Raw genomic sequence first — 18,064 nt, forward strand, 5'->3', positions numbered from 1 at the left:
CCGCGAAGGGGCGCAAAGCGGCCCCAGTATTCGACTGGGCGCATTGTAACGGCCAGGCAACCAATCCGCGCGAACAGGGTCTCACTTGCCGCATCGGTGAAAGTCCCACGTCCACTGTTGCGCTATAGTTGCTGCCCTTACGTACACGCTGCCAAAGAGTTACCACTCCATGCTCAACAAAGGATTGTTGCTGGCCTGCGCGCTGGCCCTGCTCAGTGCCTGTGATTCCTCGACGCCGGGCAAGCCCGCGTCCCCCGACAAACCGGCCGCAAGCGCTGCGGTCGAGGCCCCCGTGGCCAAGCGTGAAGACCCTGCCGTCCTCGCCAAACGCTACGAGGGGCGCGAGCTCAGCGTGCTGGACGTCTCTGAAGTGCAACTCGATGGCGCCAGTACCCTGTCGATCAGCTTCTCGGCCCCGCTGGACGCCAAGCAGGACTTCGCCGCCAAGGTGCACCTGGTCGATACGGTCAAAGGCAAGGTCGATGGTGCCTGGGAACTCTCCGACAACCAGATGGAATTGCGCCTGCGCCACCTCGAGCCGCAGCGCAAGCTGGTGCTGACCGTCGACAAGGGCCTGCTGGCCGTCAACGGCAACAAGCTCGACAGTGAATCCGTGAGCCGCCTGGAAACCCGCGACATGCAAGCCACTGTCGGCTTCGCCAGCCGCGGTTCGTTGCTACCCACGCGCCTGGCCGAAGGGCTGCCGGTGATCGCGCTGAACGTGCCGAAGGTCGATGTCGAGTTCTTCCGGGTCAAGCCAGAGATGCTCTCGACCTTCCTCGCCAACTGGGGCCGCAACAGCAGCCTGTACTACTACCAGTCCAAGGAAACCCTGGACATGGCTGAGCTGGTCTACAGCGGCCGCTTCGACCTGAACCCGGCGCGCAACACCCGCGAGACCGTGCTGCTGCCGATTGCAGGCATCAAGCCGCTGCAGGAGCCCGGTGTGTACCTGGCAGTGATGCGCGCCTCGGGTACCTATGACTACTCACAGCCGGCGACGCTGTTCACCCTCAGCGACATCGGCGTATCCGCCCACCGCTACCGTGACCGCCTGGATGTGTTCGCCCAGGCCCTGGAAGGCGGCAAGGCGCTCAAGGACGTCAACCTCGAACTGCATGACGACAAGGGCAAGCTGCTGGCCCAGGCCAAGACCGATGGCGCCGGCCATGCCCAACTGCCGATCACGGCCAAGGCCGATACGCTGATCGCTACCCAAGGCGTGCACACCACCCTGCTGCGGCTGAACACCGCGGCCCTGGACCTGGCCGAGTTCGACATCACCGGCCCCCAGGCCAACCCGCTGCAATTCTTCATCTTCGGCCCGCGCGACCTCTACCGCCCGGGTGAAACGGTGCTGCTCAACGGCTTGCTGCGCGACCAGGATGGCAAGCCGGTGAAGGCCCAGCCGGTCAGCGTCGAGGTGCGCCGCCCGGATGAGCAGGTCAGCCGCAAGTTCGTCTGGGAAGCTGACGCCAGTGGTCTGTATCAATATCAGTTGCAGCTGGCCACGGAGGCGCCGACTGGCCGTTGGCAACTGCTGCTCGATCTGGGTGGCGGGCGCAAGCAGGTTTACGAATTCCTGGTCGAGGACTTCCTCCCCGAGCGCCTGGCGCTTGAGCTCAAAGGCAGCGATACGCCGTTATCGCCCGACCAGGATGCGCGCATCCTGGTCAATGGCCGCTACCTCTACGGTGCGCCTGCCGCCGGCAATCGCCTGAGTGGCCAAGCCTATGTGCGCCCGCTGCGCGAAGCGGTGCCGGCGCTGCCGGGCTACCAGTTCGGCTCCGTGACCGAAACCGAATTGGCCCAGGACCTGGAACTCGACGAAGTCACCCTCGACCAGGCCGGCAAGGCCGTGGTCGATATCGAGAGCCATTGGGCCGAAGCACGCTCGCCGTTGCAGCTGACCGTACAGGCCAGCCTGCAGGAGTCCGGCGGCCGGCCGATCACCCGCCGCCTCGAACAGCCGATCTGGCCTGCCGAGCGCTTGCCCGGCCTGCGCGGCCTGTTTGACGGCGAGGAAACCGACAGCGACGGGCCGGTCGAATTCGAGGTGCTCGTGGCCGACCGTAAAGGCAACAAGCTCGCCGCCAATGACCTGAAGGTGCGCCTGATCCGTGAGCGTCGCGATTACTACTGGAACTACTCGCAGAGCGATGGCTGGAGCTACGACTACAACGAGAAATTCCTCACCCAGAGTGAGGAGACGGTCAACGTCAAGGCCGGCTCCACTGCCAAATTGAGCTTCCAGGTGGAATGGGGCCCGTACCGGGTCGAGGTCGAAGACCCTGAGACCGGGCTGGTTTCCAGCGAACGCTTCTGGGCCGGATACAGCGCTCAGGACAACGCCGAAGGCGGCGCAGTGCGACCAGACCAGGTGAAGCTGGCGCTGGACAAACCGGCTTACGCCGACGGCGCAACCGCCAAGGTCACCGTGACCCCACCTGCGGCCGGCAGCGGCTACCTGATGATCGAGTCCAGCGATGGCCCGCTGTGGTGGCAGGAAATCGAGGTGCCCGCCGATGGCAAGACTTTCGATGTGCAGCTGGACAAGCAGTGGGCGCGCCACGACCTGTACATCAGCGCGCTGGTGATCCGCCCGGGTGAACGCAAGGCAAATGCCACGCCCAAGCGCGCCGTCGGCGTGCTGCACCTGCCACTGGCGCGGGCCGAGCGCAAGCTGGCGGTCAGCCTGCAGGCGCCTGAAAAGATGCGGCCCAAGCAGCCGCTGACGGTGAAGATCAAGGCCGCCAATGCCGACGGCAGCGTGCCGAAGCAGGTGCACGTGTTGCTGTCGGCCGTCGACGTGGGCATCCTCAACATCACCGATTTCAAGACCCCCGACCCGTTCGCCAGCCTGTTCGGTCGCAAGGCCTACGGTGCCGACCAGCTGGATATCTACGGCCAGCTGATCGAGGCCGGCCAGGGCCGCCTGGCCAGCCTGGCCTTCGGCGGTGACGCGGCGATGGCCAAGGGTGGCAAGCGCCCTAACACCACGGTGACCATCGTTGCCCAGCAAAGCCTGCCGGTGACCCTGAACGACCAGGGGGAAGGCGAGGCGAGCGTCGATATTCCGGACTTCAATGGCGAGTTGCGGCTGATGGCCCAGGCCTGGACCGACGAGCACTTCGGCATGGCCGAAGGCAAGACGGTGGTGGCCGCGCCGCTGATCGCCGAGCTGTCGGCGCCGCGCTTCCTGGCGGGTGGTGACCGCACCAGCCTGGCGCTGGACCTGGCCAACCTGTCGGGGCGTGCCCAGCAACTGAGTGTCGAGATCCTCGCCGAGGGCCAGCTGAGCCTGACGGCCAGCGCCCAGCAGACTGTCGCCCTGGCCGAAGGCCAGCGCAGCACGCTGCTCATCCCGGTGCAGGCCCAAGGTGGCCTGGGGCAGGGCAAGGTGCGGGTGCGGGTCAATGGCCTGCAACTGCCAGGTGAACCGGCAAACACCTTCGAACGCGAATGGACGCTGGGCGTGCGCCCGGCCTACCCGGCGCTGCTCAAGCATTACCGTGTGGCCCTCAAGGACCAGCCATGGACCCTGCCGGAAAGCGACCTGGCCGCCTTCGAGCCAGCCGGCCTTGAAGCCAGCCTGGCGCTGTCGAGCCGCCCGCCCCTGAACCTCGCCGAACAGATCCGCGCCCTCGAAGCCTATCCTTACGGCTGCCTGGAACAGACCACCAGCGGCCTTTACCCGTCGCTGTACGCTGATGCCGAAAGCCTGAAACGCCTGGGCATCAAGGGCGAGCCGGCCGAGGTGCGCAAGCGCAAGATCGAGATGGGCATCGAGCATCTGCTGGGCATGCAGCGCTACAACGGCAGCTTTGGCCTGTGGAGCTCGGACAGTGAAGAAGAGTACTGGCTGACCGCCTATGTCACCGACTTCCTGCTGCGAGCCCGCGACCAAGGCTACGGCGTGCCGGCCGAGGCCTTGAAGAAGGCCAGCGAACGCCTGTTGCGCTACCTGCAGGAGCGCAATCTCATCGAAGTCGACTACAGCGAAAATGCCGAGCACACCCGCTTTGCCGTACAAGCCTATGCTGCGCTGGTGCTGTCGCGCAGCCAGCAAGCACCGCTGGGTGCCCTGCGCAGCCTGTTCGAGCGCCGCGCCGATGCCCGCTCCGGCCTGCCGCTGGTGCAACTGGCGGTAGCGTTGGATGCCATGGGCGACAAGCCGCGTGCCGAGCAGGCGCTGCAGGCGGGCCTGGGCATCAGCCGCAGCAAGGGCTGGATGGCGGACTATGGCAGCAGCCTGCGCGACCAGGCGCTGATCCTGGCGCTGCTGCAGGAAAGCAAGCTGGCCAGCAACCAGGTCGACCAGCGCCTGTTCGCCCTGTCGGACGAGTTGGCGGCCAACCGTTGGCTGTCGACCCAGGAACGCAATGCCTTGTACCTGGCCGGCCGAGGGCTGCTTGGCAAGCCGGAAGCGCCGTGGAAGGCGCGCCTGGACAGTGCCGGTGAGGTGCGTGAGTTCAATGATGTCGAGGCCGGCATGAAGCTCGAGGGGCCGTTGCTGGCCTCGCCTCTGACTGTGCAGAACGAGGGCAGCGAAACGCTCTACCAGCAACTGACCCTGTCGGGCTATCCACGCCAGGCGCCTGCTGCCGGTGGCAACGGCATGGAGATTCGCCGCGACTACCTGGGCATGAATGGCCAGCCGCTGGACCTGCATAACCTGCGCAGTGGCGACCTGGTGCTGGTGCACCTGGCGCTCAAGACCAGCGATCGCGTGCCGGATGCCTTGGTGGTTGACCTGCTGCCTGCTGGCCTGGAGCTGGAGAACCAGAACCTGGCCCAGAGCGCTGCCAGCCTGGACAACGCCAGCAGCGCGGTGAAGCAGTGGCGCGAGTCGATGCAGAACGCCAGCGTGGTGCACCAGGAGTACCGTGATGACCGCTACGTGGCGGCCCTCAAGCTCGACGGCTATGGCACCACGCACCTGTTGTACCTGGCGCGTGCGGTGACCCCGGGCACCTACCGGGTGCCGCCGCCACAAGTGGAGTCGATGTACCGGCCGAATCTGCAGGCGGTGGGGGATGGGCAAGGAGAGATGACGGTGAAAGCACGTTAAGGCTTCGCGGACCTTGTAGGAGCGGCCTTGCGTCGCGAAAGGGGTGCGAAGCGCCCCCTGGATCTCAGCCAGGCAGCTGAAATTGCCGGGGCTGCTATGCAGCCCATTCGCGACACAAGGCCGCTCCTACAATCAGTGAATGACCCAACTCATCACCCACAACCCCAACACCAGCCAGATGATCCCGAGGATGATCGAGGCACGCATGAAGGCGCGGATCGCCGAGTACAGCAGCATCAGGCCGATGATCAGGGCGAGGATGCTGAGCAGCGAGGTGTCCATGCCCAATGTGCGTGCCAGGCCATCGATGAAATTGCCCCCGGCGTTGGCCAGCAGGTTGAACAGGCCGCTCAAGGCGTCGACGATGAAGCGGATCAACGACCCCAGTGCCTGGCCAAGCCACTCGAAAAAACCTTCTACATGCATAGTTGCTTCCTGATGAACGAATCGGCACGTTTGCCGTTCCCAAGCCTTTGGCCATTACCTGGCCAGGTGGGTTCCCGATGGCAAGCTTAGCGCGGCCGCGTACCCGAGCGGGAAGGCTCGTGCGTGCTGCCGCGGTCAGCATCCTGGTGTTGCTCGGCCTGTTGTGGCTGGCCGACCGCATCTGGCCGCTACCGTTGCCGGGCAACGACCTGGCAAGGGTGGTGCTGGCTGAAGACGGCACACCATTGTGGCGTTTTGCCGATGCCGATGGGGTATGGCGCTATCCGGTCAGCCCGGAGGATATTTCGCCCCTTTACCTGCAGGCCCTGTTGACCTACGAAGACCGCTGGTTCTACCAGCACCCGGGGGTCAACCCGCTGGCGCTTGCGCGGGCGGTCTGGCTCAACCTGCGCGGTGGGCGGGTAGTGTCCGGCGGCAGCACGTTGTCGATGCAGGTTGCCCGTCTGCTCGACCCGCATGATCGCACCTTGGCCGGCAAGCTGCGGCAGCTGTGGCGCACTGCACAACTGGAGTGGCACCTGTCCAAGCGCGAAATCCTGCAGATCTACCTGAACCGTGCGCCGTTCGGCGGTACCTTGCAGGGCGTGGCAGCGGCCAGCTGGGCTTACCTGGGCAAGTCGCCACAGCAGCTGACACCCGCCGAAGCTGCCCTGCTGGCCGTGTTGCCGCAGGCACCGAGCCGCTTGCGCCCGGACCGCCACCCGGCGCGTGCCCAACGCGCCCGCGACAAGGTGTTGCAGCGCCTGGACGAGTACCAGGTGTGGCCGGCGCAACAGATCAAGGAGGCGGTTGAGGAACCATTGCTGCTGGCCCCGCGTCAGGAACCCGCGCTGGCTCCGTTGCTGGCGCGGCGGCTGTACACCGCTGACAGCCCGACGTTGATTCGTACTACCCTCGACGCCTCCTTGCAACGACGCCTGGAAGACCTGTTGCTGGGTTGGCGGGCGCGCTTGCCGGAGCGCACCTCGGCGGCGATTCTGGTGGTCGAGGCCCAGACCATGGCGGTACGCGCTTACCTGGGCTCGATCGACCTGAACGACGAGCGCCGTTTTGGCCATGTCGACATGGTCCGCTCATTACGCTCGCCCGGCTCGACGCTCAAGCCGTTTCTTTACGGTCTGGCCATGGATGATGGCCTGATCCACTCCGAATCGCTGTTGCAGGATGTGCCGCGGCGCTACGGCGACTATCGCCCCGGCAATTTCTCGATGGGCTTCAGCGGCCCGGTCTCCGCCAGTTCAGCGCTGGCGCTGTCGCTCAACTTGCCAGCGGTGCAATTGCTCGAAGCCTATGGCCCCAAGCGCTTTGCCGCGCAGTTACGCATGGCCGGCGTGCCGTTGGCGCTGCCGCCATTGGCCGAGCCCAACCTGGCATTGATTCTGGGCGGTGCCGGCAGCCGTCTGGAGGACCTGGTAGGCGGTTATGCGGCACTGGCCCGGGGTGGCAACAGTGCGCAGGTACGCCTGCAACCGCAGGATCCCTTGCTGGAGCGCCAGTTGATGTCGCCAGGCGCGGCCTGGATCATCCGGCGCATCCTCAGTGGCCAGGCGCGGCCCGACCGTGACCCGCATGCCGAACTGGTACAGCGGCCGCAATTGGCCTGGAAGACCGGCACCAGCTATGGCTTCCGCGATGCCTGGTCGATCGGCGTCGGGCCGCGCTACCTGATCGGTGTCTGGATCGGTCGCCCCGATGGCACGCCCGTGCCCGGGCAGTTCGGCCTGGCCTCGGCGGCCCCGCTGATGCTGCAAGTGCATGACCTGCTGAGCAACCGCGACAGCCAGCGAGGCATCCGGCTGCCAGTGGAACGCGTGCCGGACAGTGTTGGTGTGGCTGCCATCTGCTGGCCGCTGGGCCAGCCCATGAACCGGCAGGACCCGAACTGCCGGCGCCAGCGCTTTGCCTGGACCCTCGATGGCACCACGCCTCCCACCTTGCAGGCCGCCGACCAGCCGCTTGGCCTGGGGCTGCGCGAAAGCATCTGGGTCAATACCCAGGGCCTGCGCGTGGACGGCAGTTGCCCCGGGGCCAAGGCGCTCGACATCGCTTTGTGGCCAGCGCCCCTTGAACCTTGGTTGCCACGCGTCGAGCGGCGTGCAGCGCGGCTGCCGGCGGTGGACCCGAGCTGCCCGCCACAGGTACCGGCCAGCGCGCCGCCGCTGTCGATCGTCGGCGTGCGCCCCGGCGACCACCTGCGGCGCCCAGTCACCAGCAGCGAACCCTTGCAGTTGCATGTGTCTGCCCTCGGCGGTGGCGGGCGGCGCTGGTGGTTCCTCAACGGCCAGCCGCTGGGTGAAAGCGAAGGGCAGGGCAGCATGCTGGTGCGGTTCGACCAGGCCGGGCAGTTCGAGATCAGTGCCTTGGACGAAAGTGGAGAAACCGCGCGGGTGGCGTTCCAGGTCAACGAGTAGGGTTCGACGTTTACAAGGGCAGCACCTACGCTTGCACGTGACGGGTGAGGCCGGCGACGCCCCGGTACCCAAGGGATTGTGGAGCGACCTATGCGTCTTCTGCTGATGCCCCTGCTGCTGTCGCCCTGGGCCAGTCTGCTGCTTGCCGAGCCATTGCCGGTGTTTCTCGACGGCCATGAATACGAGCGCCGCCTGCCCAGCGCGAACCTGCCGATCGATGCCTACCGCCCCCGTGCTGCGGACCTGCACCTGGCGCCGCCCATGATCGCCACCGGGACGCCGCCACGGGCGACGCGTTTCGTGCTGCACAAGATGCGCTTCGAGGGCGGGACAGTCTACCCGTTGAGCGAATTGCGCGAGCATTACCAACCCTTGATTGGCCGTGAAGTGAGTGTTGGCGAGCTGCAGCAGTTCACCGAGCGCCTGACCCAGCGCTACCAGCGCGACGGCTACCTGCTATCGCAGGCCTACCTGCCGGATCAGGATTTTGCCGATGGTCGCGTGCAGGTCGTGCTGGTCGAGGGGTATGTCCACGACGTTCGACGGCAAGGCGATGTCGGGCCCGCTGGCGCCTACCTCGAGGCGCTGCTGGAGCACTTGCGGGCGGAACGCCCTCTGACCCGGGCGACGCTCGACCGCTTCATCGGCCTGGCCCAGCGCATACCCGGTGTGACCTTGCAGGCTGACCTGGGTCGGGCGGAGCACAGTGATGGGGCCGCGCAGCTTACCGTGCGGGCCTGGCGCAAGACCTTCGATATGGCAGTGGCGTTCAGCGATGGCAGCCGCGATGGCCCGCAGGGGTTGTTCAAGGTGTCCAGCAATGCCCAGACGCGTTTTGCCGAGCAGTTGACGGCCAGCGTGTTGCTGCCACCGGGTGATGACCACAGCCATTACCAGCGCCTGGATTACAGCCAGCACCTGGATGCACAAGGCAGCCAGCTGCTGCTTTCAGCCGCTCGCTACCGCAGCGAGCCGGGCACACCTGTGCGTGCGGTGCATGGTTCGCAATTCTTCCGGCGGATAGAAAGCGAGCGTTATGCAATCGGGCTTGGCCAACCGGTGATCGTCACGGCCGATGAATGGCTGGCGATGACAGGGCATGTGTATGCGGTCAGTGAGCATGACGAAGCGCTCAACGGTGGCCGGGCACGCATCGACACCTCTGTACGTGCGCTGTCGTTCGAAGGCGACTGGCGCAAGGTCGAGGCCGGGCGGTTTCGCTGGGTCAGCGCCGGGGTGTATCAGGGGCTGGATTACCTGGGCGCTCGCACCGATGCGGATTACGACCTGGACTTCCTGCGCTTTCGCGTGGCCGGGTTGCAGAGCGACCCGCTGTCGCAACGCTGGCAGGGCGTGCTGTCAGGCGCCTTGTACTGGACCGATGACCGGCTGCCCGACAGCGAGCATGCGGTCTTCGGCGGGCAGCATTTCGGTCATGGCTATCCGCAGGATCAGGCGGCGGGTGACAAGGGCTGGGGTGTCGCCTACGAGCTGAACTACAGCATTAAGCGTGGCGCTGGCTGGGTGCGGCTGATGCAGCCGTATGTGCTGCTGGATGCTGCGCAGGCCTGGTACAACGGCGGACCACTCGAAGATGCCAGGATGCGTTCCGTGGCGTTGGGTGTGCGGCTGGGGGAGGGGCGGTACGGCAATGTGGCGCTGGAGGTGGCCAAGCCACTGGCCGATGTGGCCTTGGACAGCATGAGCAGAAGCCCACGCTGGACGGTGAGCTTCAACTACCGGTTGGAGTGAATCCAGGCGATACCGGCCTCATGGAACGCCTGGGAGGCTCTCAGTGCGTGGTAAACCGCTGGTGCACAGGAGACGAACTTGGCGTTAACGCCAACGCCAGTTGGGTGCGGTTGTGCATGTGGGTCAAACGCAACACTTGCGACACATACAGCTTCACAGTGTTCTCGGTGATCCCCAGTTCGCAGGCAATCTGGTAGTTGGTCTTGCCCTTGCTTACCAGCCGGGCGACCTCCAGTTGCCGCGGAGACAGCTTCTCGAACGCTGCCGGCAGATCGCCTTCGGACTCTTCCACGACATCGGTGGCGCGACGGTGAACGCCCTGGCCTCGGGCTTTTTCCAGGTCCTGATACAGCTCGTCTATGGAACCGGCCAGGTCCTGCAGGCGCTGGTTGAGGTTGCCCAGGTCCTGGAGATTGGATCTGCGCTCCAGTAGCACTTGTTCCTGGCGGCGCACGCCCTCGAGCAGTTCGTCGAAGTTCATGGGCTTCTGGTAGTAATCGGCGAAACCTTCACGCAGGGCGCGGATCACGTCCTGCTTGTCGGCGCGCCCGGTAAGCATGATGGCTTCGAACATGCGCTGGCGCCCGGCAATGTCCTTCAGTGCCTGCATGAGCTCGATGCCATCGCGTTTGGGCATGTGCAGGTCGCACAACACCAGGCCAATCGTGTCGTCGGCGATGAACCGTTCGATGGCTTCGTCGGTGGAGTGGGCCGCAACGCAAGGGTGGCCCTCGGACAGAAGGAATTCACACAATTGTTCGACGATCAGCGGCTGGTCATCCCCTACCAGAACTTTCACATCACTCAATGACTTGGTCACGATCAACTCCCTGTTCGTAAATGACCCTGGCTCCCGAGCCAGACGCACTGGCAGCTTAAAAAATAGACGCTCCCTGCGATTCTGTACAAGTCTTGTACAAGTGATCGGACCGTTTGAATGCTCATTGGATCCATACGGCAGTCAATAAAAAGCCTGCCAGCACGTAGGGCACGAATGCTTGTTTGTCGCCCATTTGTTCAGTGAGTGTGGCCAGGCGCTTCTTCACCTTGGGGTTGAGCAGCGTCCAAAGGCGCCTGCGGGTCAGCAACCAGAGCACCACGCTGACCCCGGCTCCGATGAAGGTGCCGAGCACGTATTGCGGGCTGGTAGCAAGCGCCAGCGCCCCCATCAGCTTGACGTCGTCGGCGCCGAAGCGGCCCAGCATGTAGCCTGGCAGCGTCAGCAGCATGACAATGGCCAGGGCCCAGCCGGCGTCGCTGGCATCGGCGCCGATCCATGAGTGGCCCGTGGCAAACAGCCAGACCAGTGCGCCAGCGGCGAAACCCAGGGTCAGCATATTGGCGATCTGGCGTTCGCGGATATCTTGTTCGGTGCACAAGGCAAGCCACATCAAAAGAACAATGCTTTGCATCGGCAGGCCGCCTTTCCCATTCGTTGAACACTGCTACCCGATCAGTCAGGTTTCCTAATCAGGGTAGACGCGATCTGACGAACGGGCATGGTCGACCGGCAAAAAGGTCGTTGCAGGTGCGGTCCGGTGTCGCGAAAAGGGCCGCGAAGCGGCCCCCTGCGATTGGCTTACTTGACCCGGCCCGGAGGGTAGTTGCCGAGCACCTGGGCAACGGTCTTCTGAATGGCGCTGTTACGCTCGTCGGGGCTAGGCGGATAGTTGTTCATGATCTGTTCGGCACTGCCGCGCCAGACCAGCTTGCCGTCACGGCCATCGAACATGTCGATCTGGATGGTAGCCACCTTGTAATCGACACTGCGGGTTTCGTTGTACATCGGCCCGCCCCAATAGCCGTTCCAGTAGCCGCCCCAAGCCCCGCCATAGTTGGTGGTGATCTGCTGCTGGCGTTGTTCGACGATCAGGTAGGCACGGACGGTGACGTCAGGCCGGGCATTACCCTGGGCTGGGCGCAGACCACGCTGGTCAAGCTGGTCGGTGACCGCGGCACGGATGCGTTGTTCGGTCAGGTCGCTCTTGATGCGTGGATCATCCGGGCGATACTGCAGGCCCGGTTCCTGCCATGCCCAGCTGCGGTAGGCAGCGAAATCGCGGCTGGCATCGAAATCCTGCTGAACGTTGTTGCTGGAGCAGGCGGCCAGCAGCAGCGCGAATGACAGTAGAACGAGGCGGCGCAACATGGTGGTTCTCCGTTAGGCATTAACTGGGAGGATAGCCGCTGAGCGCCTTGTGAACCGATTCGCGCAGGGCGGTCTCGCGATCGCGCGGCGAGCCTTTGTCGCTGCCGCTTTCAGCGCTGGCGCTCCACACCGGCTGGCCGTTGCGGGCATCGAACAGGTCGATGCGCACCACCATCACCTCCACTTCGTAGGTGCGTACGACCGGCACGCTGCCGTAGGCGCCGTAACCATTGCGGTAGCCGCCGAAACCGACACTGCCGTAGGGGTACGGGCCGTAATACGGGTCGTAGTAGTCATAGTCGCGCACCTGGCGCAGGCGCCGTTCCAGGCGCATGTCGGCGCTCACCAGCAGGTCGCCGGTGGCGCCGCGAGCAGGACGCAGGCCATGTTGGTCGAGGGCACCACTGACGGCGTCGGCGATTTGTGCCGGGTCGGCGTCGGCATTGCCGCTTGGCAGCTGGCCGTCGCGCCAGCTCCAGCTGCGGTAGTGGCCATAGTCACGCGTTGGCGCCGGGTAGGCACTGGCGTCGAAGGAGTTGGCCGCTTGCGCAGGGGCTGGCGGCAGCGGACGGCTGCTGGCCACGTAGGGGTTGCTGGCCTGACAGGCGGCCAGGGCGAGCGGCAGCAGGGCCAGGCACATCTGACGGTACGGCATGTATCCCTCCCGGAGGGCGCAATCAGCGGGGGCGGCACACCCAGTGCAGGTAGCGGCCAAGCCCGGCAAAACTTGGGTGACGGCGGTGGGCCAGTTCCATTTCCAGCAGGTCGAGCAACTCGGCCTTGTCCTGGAATTCCTTGGGCATGTAGTCATGGAAGACGCGCACGCCGCTCTCGCTTTCAACGTGCCACACCCCCTCAAGTTGCGCCTTCAGTTCCCGTGGATCAAGCGGTTTTTGCGGGGTCAGGCTTTGCTTTTCACCTTCCAGGCGGTTGCTGCGCAACTTGCGGAAATGGCCCTTGAGCAAGTTGCGGTAGACCAGCGCATCGCGGTTGTAGAACGCAAGCGACAGCCAGCCCTCCGGGCTGGTCAGCTGGTGCAGCACCGGCAGGATGCTCTGCGGTTCGGCCAGCCATTCCAGCACAGCGTGGCAGAGCACCAGGTCATAAGGCTCGGTGAGCTGGCCAAGCAGCTCTTGCCAGGGCGCCTGGATGAAGGTTGCCGATTGGCCCGCTTCTGCGAAGCGTGCCCGGGCGCCCTCCAACATCGGCGCGGCGGGTTCGGCCAGCGTTACATCGTGCCCGCGCTGGGCCAGCCACAAGGCCATGTGACCGAGGCCTGCGCCGATGTCGAGCACCCGCAACGGTCGGTCGGGCAGCGCGTCGGCCAGGTCGGCCTGGAGCACGGCTAGGCGAATGGCACCTTTGGCACCGCCATAGATCTTTTCGGCAAAGCGTGTGGCCAGTTGGTCGAAGTGACGGTCATTCATCGTGCGAAACGCCTCTCGCTGTCGGCCAGCTTGGCGCGCACCACCTGCTCCATGTCCAGGCCCAGCTCGCTGCACAGCAGCAACAGGTAGAGCACCACGTCGCCGACTTCCTGGCCGGCGTGGGCCAGCTGCTCGGCGGGCAGCTGGCGCGATTGGTCCTCGCTCAGCCACTGGAAGATTTCCACCAGCTCGGCCATTTCCACGCTGGCCGCCATGGCAAGGTTTTTCGGGCTGTGGAAGCTGCGCCAGTCATTGTTGTCGCGGATCCGATGCAGGCGTTCGGTGAGTTCTTGCAGGTTCATCTGGGTCTCCTAATGCCGCATAGCTTCTGCCCAGGCCCGATGCAAAGCAAGTGCAATCAGGGCGCTAGAGCACGGCCCAGCGCCCGACCATGTGCAGCACCCCACCCTGTCCGTCCAGCCTCAATTCACCCGCCGGCCCCGCTTCGCTGGCGCTCAGGACAACCTCCGATGGCAAGCGCACCGGTTTGCGGAAGTCCACCGCGAAGCGATAACCACTGTTGGGCATATGCGTGCGCAGGGCTGCCAACGCCGTGGCATTGCTCCACATGCCATGGGCGATGGCCTTGGGGAAGCCGAACAGGCGAGCGCTGACGGCACTCAGGTGAATCGGGTTGTAGTCACCACAGACCTTGGCGTAGCGCCGGCCGATATCACTGTCGGCATACCAGCGGGTGACCTCCGGCAGCGCCGCGGGCTCGGTTACCTGGCTTTCGCCGAACGGCCCCTCCATCTTCAGGCCACGCACCAGCATACGGCTGGTTTCGCGCCACAGCAGGCCCAAGCCATCCTCGGCTTCGGTGACCAGGTCAAAGGTGCCGCCCTTGGCATGGGCTTGCAGATTGTCGGCGTACACCGCAAAGCGCAGCCCGTCGATGCCACCCAGCGGGCGGAGCACGTCGATGCGGTTGTGCAGGTGCACCAGCCCGAGCAACGGAAAAGGGAAGTCGTGGGCGGTCAGCAGTTGCAGCTGAAGGGTGAACGCCATTATGTGTGGGTAGGTGCCAGGCAAGCGGCCATCGTCGGTGAAATGGCAGAGCCGACGATAGGCCGCCAGGTTGCCGGGCTGCACTCGGATAAAGCTGCGCAGACCGCCGGCGGGCAGGGTAGCGCCGCTGATCTTGCGTTTGCTGGCGGCGCGCAGGTAGAGGCTGGCGCGTGAGTCCGGGCTGTGCAGGTCTTGCCATTGGCGGCTCATGTTCAGGCCCCCATCAAGGCCTGGCCGCAGACGCGCAGCACTTGGCCGTTGACCGCGCCAGAGCCTGGCTGGCTAAGCCAGGCGATGGCTTCGGCGACGTCCTGCGGGCGCCCGCCCTGGCCCAGTGAACTCAGGCGCCGCCCGGCCTCGCGCAGGCCAATGGGCATGGCGGCGGTCATGTGGGTTTCGATGAACCCAGGCGCCACCGCATTGATGCTGCCGCCGCGCTCGGCAAGCTTCGCTGCCCAGGCCTCGGCGAAGCCGATCAGGCCGGCCTTGCTCGCGGCATAGTTGGCCTGGCCGCGGTTGCCGGCGATACCGCTGACCGACGCCAGCAGGGTAATACGTGCGTTGTCGCCCAGCGCACCCCCGTCATACAAGGCTTGGGTCAGTACCTGCGGGGCCTTGAGGTTGACTGCCAGTACCGCGTCCCAGTACTCCGGGGTCATGTTGGCCAGGGTCTTGTCGCGGGTAATGCCGGCGTTGTGCACGACGATATCGATGCCCTCGGGCAGGGCTTCGAGCAGTTTCGCGGCGGCATCGCTGGCGCAAATGTCCAGGCCCAAGGCCTTGCCACCCAGGCGTGCGGCGAGGGCGTCGAGCTCCTGCTGGGCCTGGGGCACGTCGAGCAGCATCACCTCGGCGCCATCACGCGCGAGGGTTTCGGCGATGGCGGCGCCGATGCCGCGTGCAGCGCCCGTGACCAGCGCGCGATGGCCACCGAGCGGGCGGGTCCAGTCTTCGACCTGGGTTGCGCAGGCCTGCAGGCGCAGGACCTGGCCGGAAACAAAGGCGCTCTTGGGTGACAGGAAGAAGCGCAAGGCCCCCTCGAGCTGAGCTTCAGCGCCCGTCGCCACATACAGCAACTGCGCCGTAGCGCCGTTGCGCAGCTCTTTGGCCAGCGAACGGCAGAAGCCTTCCAGGGCGCGCTGGGCGACGCTGGCCATCGGGTCGTCAAGGGATTCAGGCGCACGTCCAAGGATTACCACGTGGGCACACGGGGCGAGGCTGCGCAGCAGGGGCTGGAAGAATTCGCGCAATTGTTTCAACTGGTCGCTGTCGGACAGATGGCTGGCGTCGAACACCACGGCCTTGAGCTTCGGCCCCAGGCCGGCGACCCAAGCGGGGGCCTGCAAGCCGTCGCCATTGAAGCTGAACAGCGTTTCGGTCAGGCGCGGGGCAATGGCCTCGACCTGATTCGCCAGTGGCCCGCCACCCAGCACCAGCGCGCCCTCCACCGGACGCAGGCGGCCCGCCTGCCAGCGCTCCAGCGGCGCTGGGCGCGGCAGGCCAAGGGCATCGACGAGGCGGCGCCCGAGCTGGGAGTTGGCAAAGCCGAGATAGCGATCGCTCATGTGCGGGTCTCCAGAAGGCAAGCTTGCAAGTGTGGACCAAGTTTGTGGCAAGGTCGTTCGAATGCGGCAAAAACACCTAGGCTGTACGGATCAAATTGTTGCAGGAGGAGCAAACGCATGCGTTCAACTCGCCGGGTCGCGATCCTGGGCGGCAACCGTATCCCTTTCGCCCGCTCCAACGGCGCCTACGCCACCGCCAGCAACCAGGCGATGCTGACCGCAGCCCTGGAGGGCCTGATCGAGCGTTATCGCCTGCACGGGCTGCGCCTGGGCGAAGTGGTGGCCGGTGCGGTACTCAAGCACTCGCGGGACATGAGCCTGACCCGGGAGTGCGTACTCGGTTCGCGCCTGTCGCCGCAGACGCCGGCCTACGATATCCAGCAGGCCTGTGGCACCGGCCTGGAAGCGGCGCTGCTGGTGGCCAACAAGATTGCCCTCGGGCAGATCGACAGCGGTATCGCCGGTGGCGTGGACACCACGTCAGATGCCCCGATCGGCGTCAATGAGGGGCTGCGGCGCATCCTCCTGCAAGCCAATCGCGGCAAGACCTTGGCTGAGCGGCTCAAGCCGTTCCTGCAATTGCGCCCGGGCCACCTGAAACCTGAACTGCCGCGCAATGGCGAACCGCGTACCGGGCTGTCGATGGGCGAGCATTGCGAACGCATGGCGCAAACCTGGGGGATCGATCGCGCCGACCAGGACGCGCTGACCCTGCACAGCCACCAGCGATTGGCGGCCTCGTACAGTGAGGGCTGGCAGAATGACCTGGTGACGCCCTTCCTGGGCCTCTCGCGTGACAACAACCTGCGCGCTGACCTGACCCTGGAGCAGCTGACCAAGCTCAAGCCGTCGTTCGACCGCAGTGGGCTGGGCACGTTGACGCCGGGCAACTCCACGCCGCTGACCGATGGCGCCTCGGTGGTGCTGCTTGGCAGCGAGCAATGGGCTCAACAACAGGGCCTGCCAGTTCTGGCCTACCTGGTCGATGGCGAAACCGCTGCGGTGGACTTCGTCACTGGCCGCGAAGGGCTGTTGATGGCGCCGGTGTACGCAGTGCCGCGCCTGCTGGCACGCAATGGCCTGACCTTGCAGGACTTCGACTACTACGAAATCCACGAAGCCTTTGCGGCCCAGGTGCTGTGCACCCTCAAGGCGTGGGAGGATGCCGAGTACTGCCGGGAGCAGCTGGGGCTTGAGGCAGCGCTTGGCGCCATCGATCGCAGCAAGCTCAACGTCAAAGGCAGCTCGTTGGCGGCAGGCCACCCGTTCGCGGCGACCGGTGGGCGTATTTTGGCCAACCTGGCGAAATTACTGGCAAAGGCGGGGAAGGGACGTGGCTTGATATCCATCTGCGCTGCGGGCGGGCAAGGAGTGACGGTGATCGTCGAGCGTTGACCGAAGGGCGGTGCTGATCTCTGTTAGGCTTGTCTGCTCAGAACTACAAGAATTCGCTATGCAGACGATCGGACATCCCCGTGCCATTCCTGCCCTGGACCAGTTGCCCAGGCCCTTGTATGCCCGCGCCGAAAGTCTCGGCGCCGGCTCCTGGACGACTCGCCATAGCCACGACTGGGTGCAGTTCTCCTACGCCATCAGTGGCGTATTGGGGGTGTATACCGACGATGGCAGCTACTTCGCCCCACCGCAGTGGGGCGTGTGGATACCGGCCGATGCCGAACATGAAGTGGTGACCTCCGGGCAGGCTGAAATGCGCAGCCTTTACATCCGCCGTGATGCCTGCCCCTGGGCGCCGGCGCACTGCCGGGTCCTGGAAGTGACAGCGCTGGCGCGGGAATTGATCAAGCAGTTTTGCCTGTTCCCGGCTGAATATGCCGAGGGTGACAGTGCCGAAGGCCGCCTGGTCGCCGTGTTGCTCGATCAGTTGCGCACCTTGCCCGAGGTGGGGTTCTCGCTGCCGTTGCCGCGGCACCCCGCCTTACTGGCGCTGTGCAACGGGCTGATCGCCGCGCCGGACCAGATGCAGACCTTGCAGCAGTGGGCGGTGCAGTTGGGATGTTCGGAAAAGACTTTGATGCGGCTGTTCCAGCGCGAGACCGGGTTGAGTTTTCGCAACTGGCGCCAGCGGATGCGGCTACTGTCGTCGCTGGCGTTGCTGGAGGCAGGGGAGAGTGTGACCGAGGCGGCGCTGGGTTGTGGCTATGATTCGACCTCGGCGTACATTGCGGCCTTCAAGCAGTTGTTCGGGGCGACACCTGGGGAATTGAAGCTTTGAT

The 18,064-nt window shown here is 65.1% G+C and carries 14 protein-coding genes; 5 read left to right on the top strand and 9 right to left on the bottom strand.

Features of this window, described 5'->3' with window-relative positions; translation table 11 throughout:
- The first annotated feature begins 169 nt into the window (after nt 1-169).
- Nucleotides 170-5,071 (top strand): alpha-2-macroglobulin, encoded by a 4,902-nt coding sequence (locus CQW31_RS10035; protein WP_099814393.1) that lies wholly within the window; start codon nt 170-172, stop codon nt 5,069-5,071.
- A 132-nt stretch (nt 5,072-5,203) separates the two neighbouring features.
- Here CQW31_RS10035 and CQW31_RS10040 read toward each other — a convergent pair whose 3' ends face one another.
- Nucleotides 5,204-5,497: a hypothetical protein gene (locus CQW31_RS10040; protein WP_012270337.1), complete on the bottom strand. Its 294-nt coding sequence runs from the start codon at nt 5,495-5,497 to the stop codon at nt 5,204-5,206.
- Between the two features lie 77 nt (nt 5,498-5,574).
- On the opposite strand from CQW31_RS10040, the gene pbpC reads away from it, so the two are divergent.
- Together pbpC and CQW31_RS10050 are read left to right on the top strand one after the other, a co-directional pair.
- Complete coding sequence (gene pbpC, locus CQW31_RS10045; RefSeq protein ID WP_099814394.1) at nt 5,575-7,929, top strand: peptidoglycan glycosyltransferase PbpC; 2,355 nt, start codon at nt 5,575-5,577, stop codon at nt 7,927-7,929.
- A gap of 90 nt (nt 7,930-8,019) precedes the next feature.
- Nucleotides 8,020-9,681 (top strand): ShlB/FhaC/HecB family hemolysin secretion/activation protein, encoded by a 1,662-nt coding sequence (locus CQW31_RS10050; protein ID WP_099814395.1) that lies wholly within the window; start codon nt 8,020-8,022, stop codon nt 9,679-9,681.
- 40 nt (nt 9,682-9,721) lie between these two features.
- Here the strand turns inward: CQW31_RS10050 and CQW31_RS10055 are convergent, their stop codons facing one another.
- The 8 genes from CQW31_RS10055 to CQW31_RS10090 all read right to left on the bottom strand — a co-directional run bounded on the left by CQW31_RS10055 (nt 9,722) and on the right by CQW31_RS10090 (nt 15,830).
- The gene (locus CQW31_RS10055) at nt 9,722-10,507 is read right to left on the bottom strand and encodes a response regulator transcription factor (protein ID WP_371858373.1); all 786 of its coding nucleotides are present in this window, start codon (nt 10,505-10,507) and stop codon (nt 9,722-9,724) included.
- A gap of 115 nt (nt 10,508-10,622) precedes the next feature.
- On the bottom strand, nt 10,623-11,093 hold the full coding sequence (locus CQW31_RS10060) for an A24 family peptidase (RefSeq protein WP_054886780.1): 471 nt from the start codon (nt 11,091-11,093) through the stop codon (nt 10,623-10,625).
- A 167-nt stretch (nt 11,094-11,260) separates the two neighbouring features.
- Nucleotides 11,261-11,830 (bottom strand): DUF4136 domain-containing protein, encoded by a 570-nt coding sequence (locus CQW31_RS10065; RefSeq protein ID WP_099814397.1) that lies wholly within the window; start codon nt 11,828-11,830, stop codon nt 11,261-11,263.
- A gap of 19 nt (nt 11,831-11,849) precedes the next feature.
- Nucleotides 11,850-12,485, bottom strand: a complete 636-nt coding sequence (locus CQW31_RS10070; protein WP_054886782.1) for a DUF4136 domain-containing protein — start codon at nt 12,483-12,485, stop codon at nt 11,850-11,852.
- Nucleotides 12,486-12,507: 22 nt separating this feature from the next.
- Nucleotides 12,508-13,257: a methyltransferase domain-containing protein gene (locus CQW31_RS10075; protein WP_054886783.1), complete on the bottom strand. Its 750-nt coding sequence runs from the start codon at nt 13,255-13,257 to the stop codon at nt 12,508-12,510.
- Complete coding sequence (locus CQW31_RS10080; protein ID WP_054886784.1) at nt 13,254-13,559, bottom strand: MazG-like family protein; 306 nt, start codon at nt 13,557-13,559, stop codon at nt 13,254-13,256. Before CQW31_RS10080 ends, CQW31_RS10075 begins: the two co-directional genes overlap by 4 nt.
- A 64-nt stretch (nt 13,560-13,623) precedes the next feature.
- Nucleotides 13,624-14,475, bottom strand: a complete 852-nt coding sequence (locus tag CQW31_RS10085) for a MaoC/PaaZ C-terminal domain-containing protein (RefSeq protein WP_099814398.1) — start codon at nt 14,473-14,475, stop codon at nt 13,624-13,626.
- A gap of 2 nt (nt 14,476-14,477) precedes the next feature.
- Entirely contained in the window at nt 14,478-15,830 is a 1,353-nt protein-coding gene (locus tag CQW31_RS10090) for a 3-oxoacyl-ACP reductase (RefSeq protein WP_099814399.1), read from the bottom strand.
- 117 nt (nt 15,831-15,947) lie between these two features.
- Here CQW31_RS10090 and CQW31_RS10095 point away from each other — a divergent pair, with 117 nt between their 5' ends.
- Together CQW31_RS10095 and CQW31_RS10100 are read left to right on the top strand one after the other, a co-directional pair.
- The gene (locus tag CQW31_RS10095) at nt 15,948-17,225 is read left to right on the top strand and encodes an acetyl-CoA C-acetyltransferase (RefSeq protein ID WP_054886787.1); all 1,278 of its coding nucleotides are present in this window, start codon (nt 15,948-15,950) and stop codon (nt 17,223-17,225) included.
- A gap of 58 nt (nt 17,226-17,283) precedes the next feature.
- Entirely contained in the window at nt 17,284-18,063 is a 780-nt protein-coding gene (locus CQW31_RS10100) for a helix-turn-helix transcriptional regulator (RefSeq protein ID WP_099814400.1), read from the top strand.
- The last annotated feature ends 1 nt before the right edge of the window (nt 18,064 follow it).

Source organism: Pseudomonas sp. 382 (assembly GCF_002759075.1).
GTDB classification, from domain to species: Bacteria; Pseudomonadota; Gammaproteobacteria; order Pseudomonadales; family Pseudomonadaceae; genus Aquipseudomonas; species Aquipseudomonas vlassakiae.

Bases quoted from the DNA above. Each gene is read 5' to 3' on its own strand.
- CQW31_RS10035 (WP_099814393.1), top strand. From the start codon at position 170: ATGCTCAACAAAGGATTGTTGCTGGCCTGCGCGCTGGCCCTGCTCAGT.
- CQW31_RS10040 (WP_012270337.1), bottom strand. From the start codon at position 5,497: ATGCATGTAGAAGGTTTTTTCGAGTGGCTTGGCCAGGCACTGGGGTCG.
- pbpC (WP_099814394.1), top strand. From the start codon at position 5,575: ATGGCAAGCTTAGCGCGGCCGCGTACCCGAGCGGGAAGGCTCGTGCGT.
- CQW31_RS10050 (WP_099814395.1), top strand. From the start codon at position 8,020: ATGCGTCTTCTGCTGATGCCCCTGCTGCTGTCGCCCTGGGCCAGTCTG.
- CQW31_RS10060 (WP_054886780.1), bottom strand. From the start codon at position 11,093: ATGCAAAGCATTGTTCTTTTGATGTGGCTTGCCTTGTGCACCGAACAA.
- CQW31_RS10065 (WP_099814397.1), bottom strand. From the start codon at position 11,830: ATGTTGCGCCGCCTCGTTCTACTGTCATTCGCGCTGCTGCTGGCCGCC.
- CQW31_RS10070 (WP_054886782.1), bottom strand. From the start codon at position 12,485: ATGCCGTACCGTCAGATGTGCCTGGCCCTGCTGCCGCTCGCCCTGGCC.
- CQW31_RS10075 (WP_054886783.1), bottom strand. From the start codon at position 13,257: ATGAATGACCGTCACTTCGACCAACTGGCCACACGCTTTGCCGAAAAG.
- CQW31_RS10080 (WP_054886784.1), bottom strand. From the start codon at position 13,559: ATGAACCTGCAAGAACTCACCGAACGCCTGCATCGGATCCGCGACAAC.
- CQW31_RS10085 (WP_099814398.1), bottom strand. From the start codon at position 14,475: ATGAGCCGCCAATGGCAAGACCTGCACAGCCCGGACTCACGCGCCAGC.
- CQW31_RS10090 (WP_099814399.1), bottom strand. From the start codon at position 15,830: ATGAGCGATCGCTATCTCGGCTTTGCCAACTCCCAGCTCGGGCGCCGC.
- CQW31_RS10095 (WP_054886787.1), top strand. From the start codon at position 15,948: ATGCGTTCAACTCGCCGGGTCGCGATCCTGGGCGGCAACCGTATCCCT.
- CQW31_RS10100 (WP_099814400.1), top strand. From the start codon at position 17,284: ATGCAGACGATCGGACATCCCCGTGCCATTCCTGCCCTGGACCAGTTG.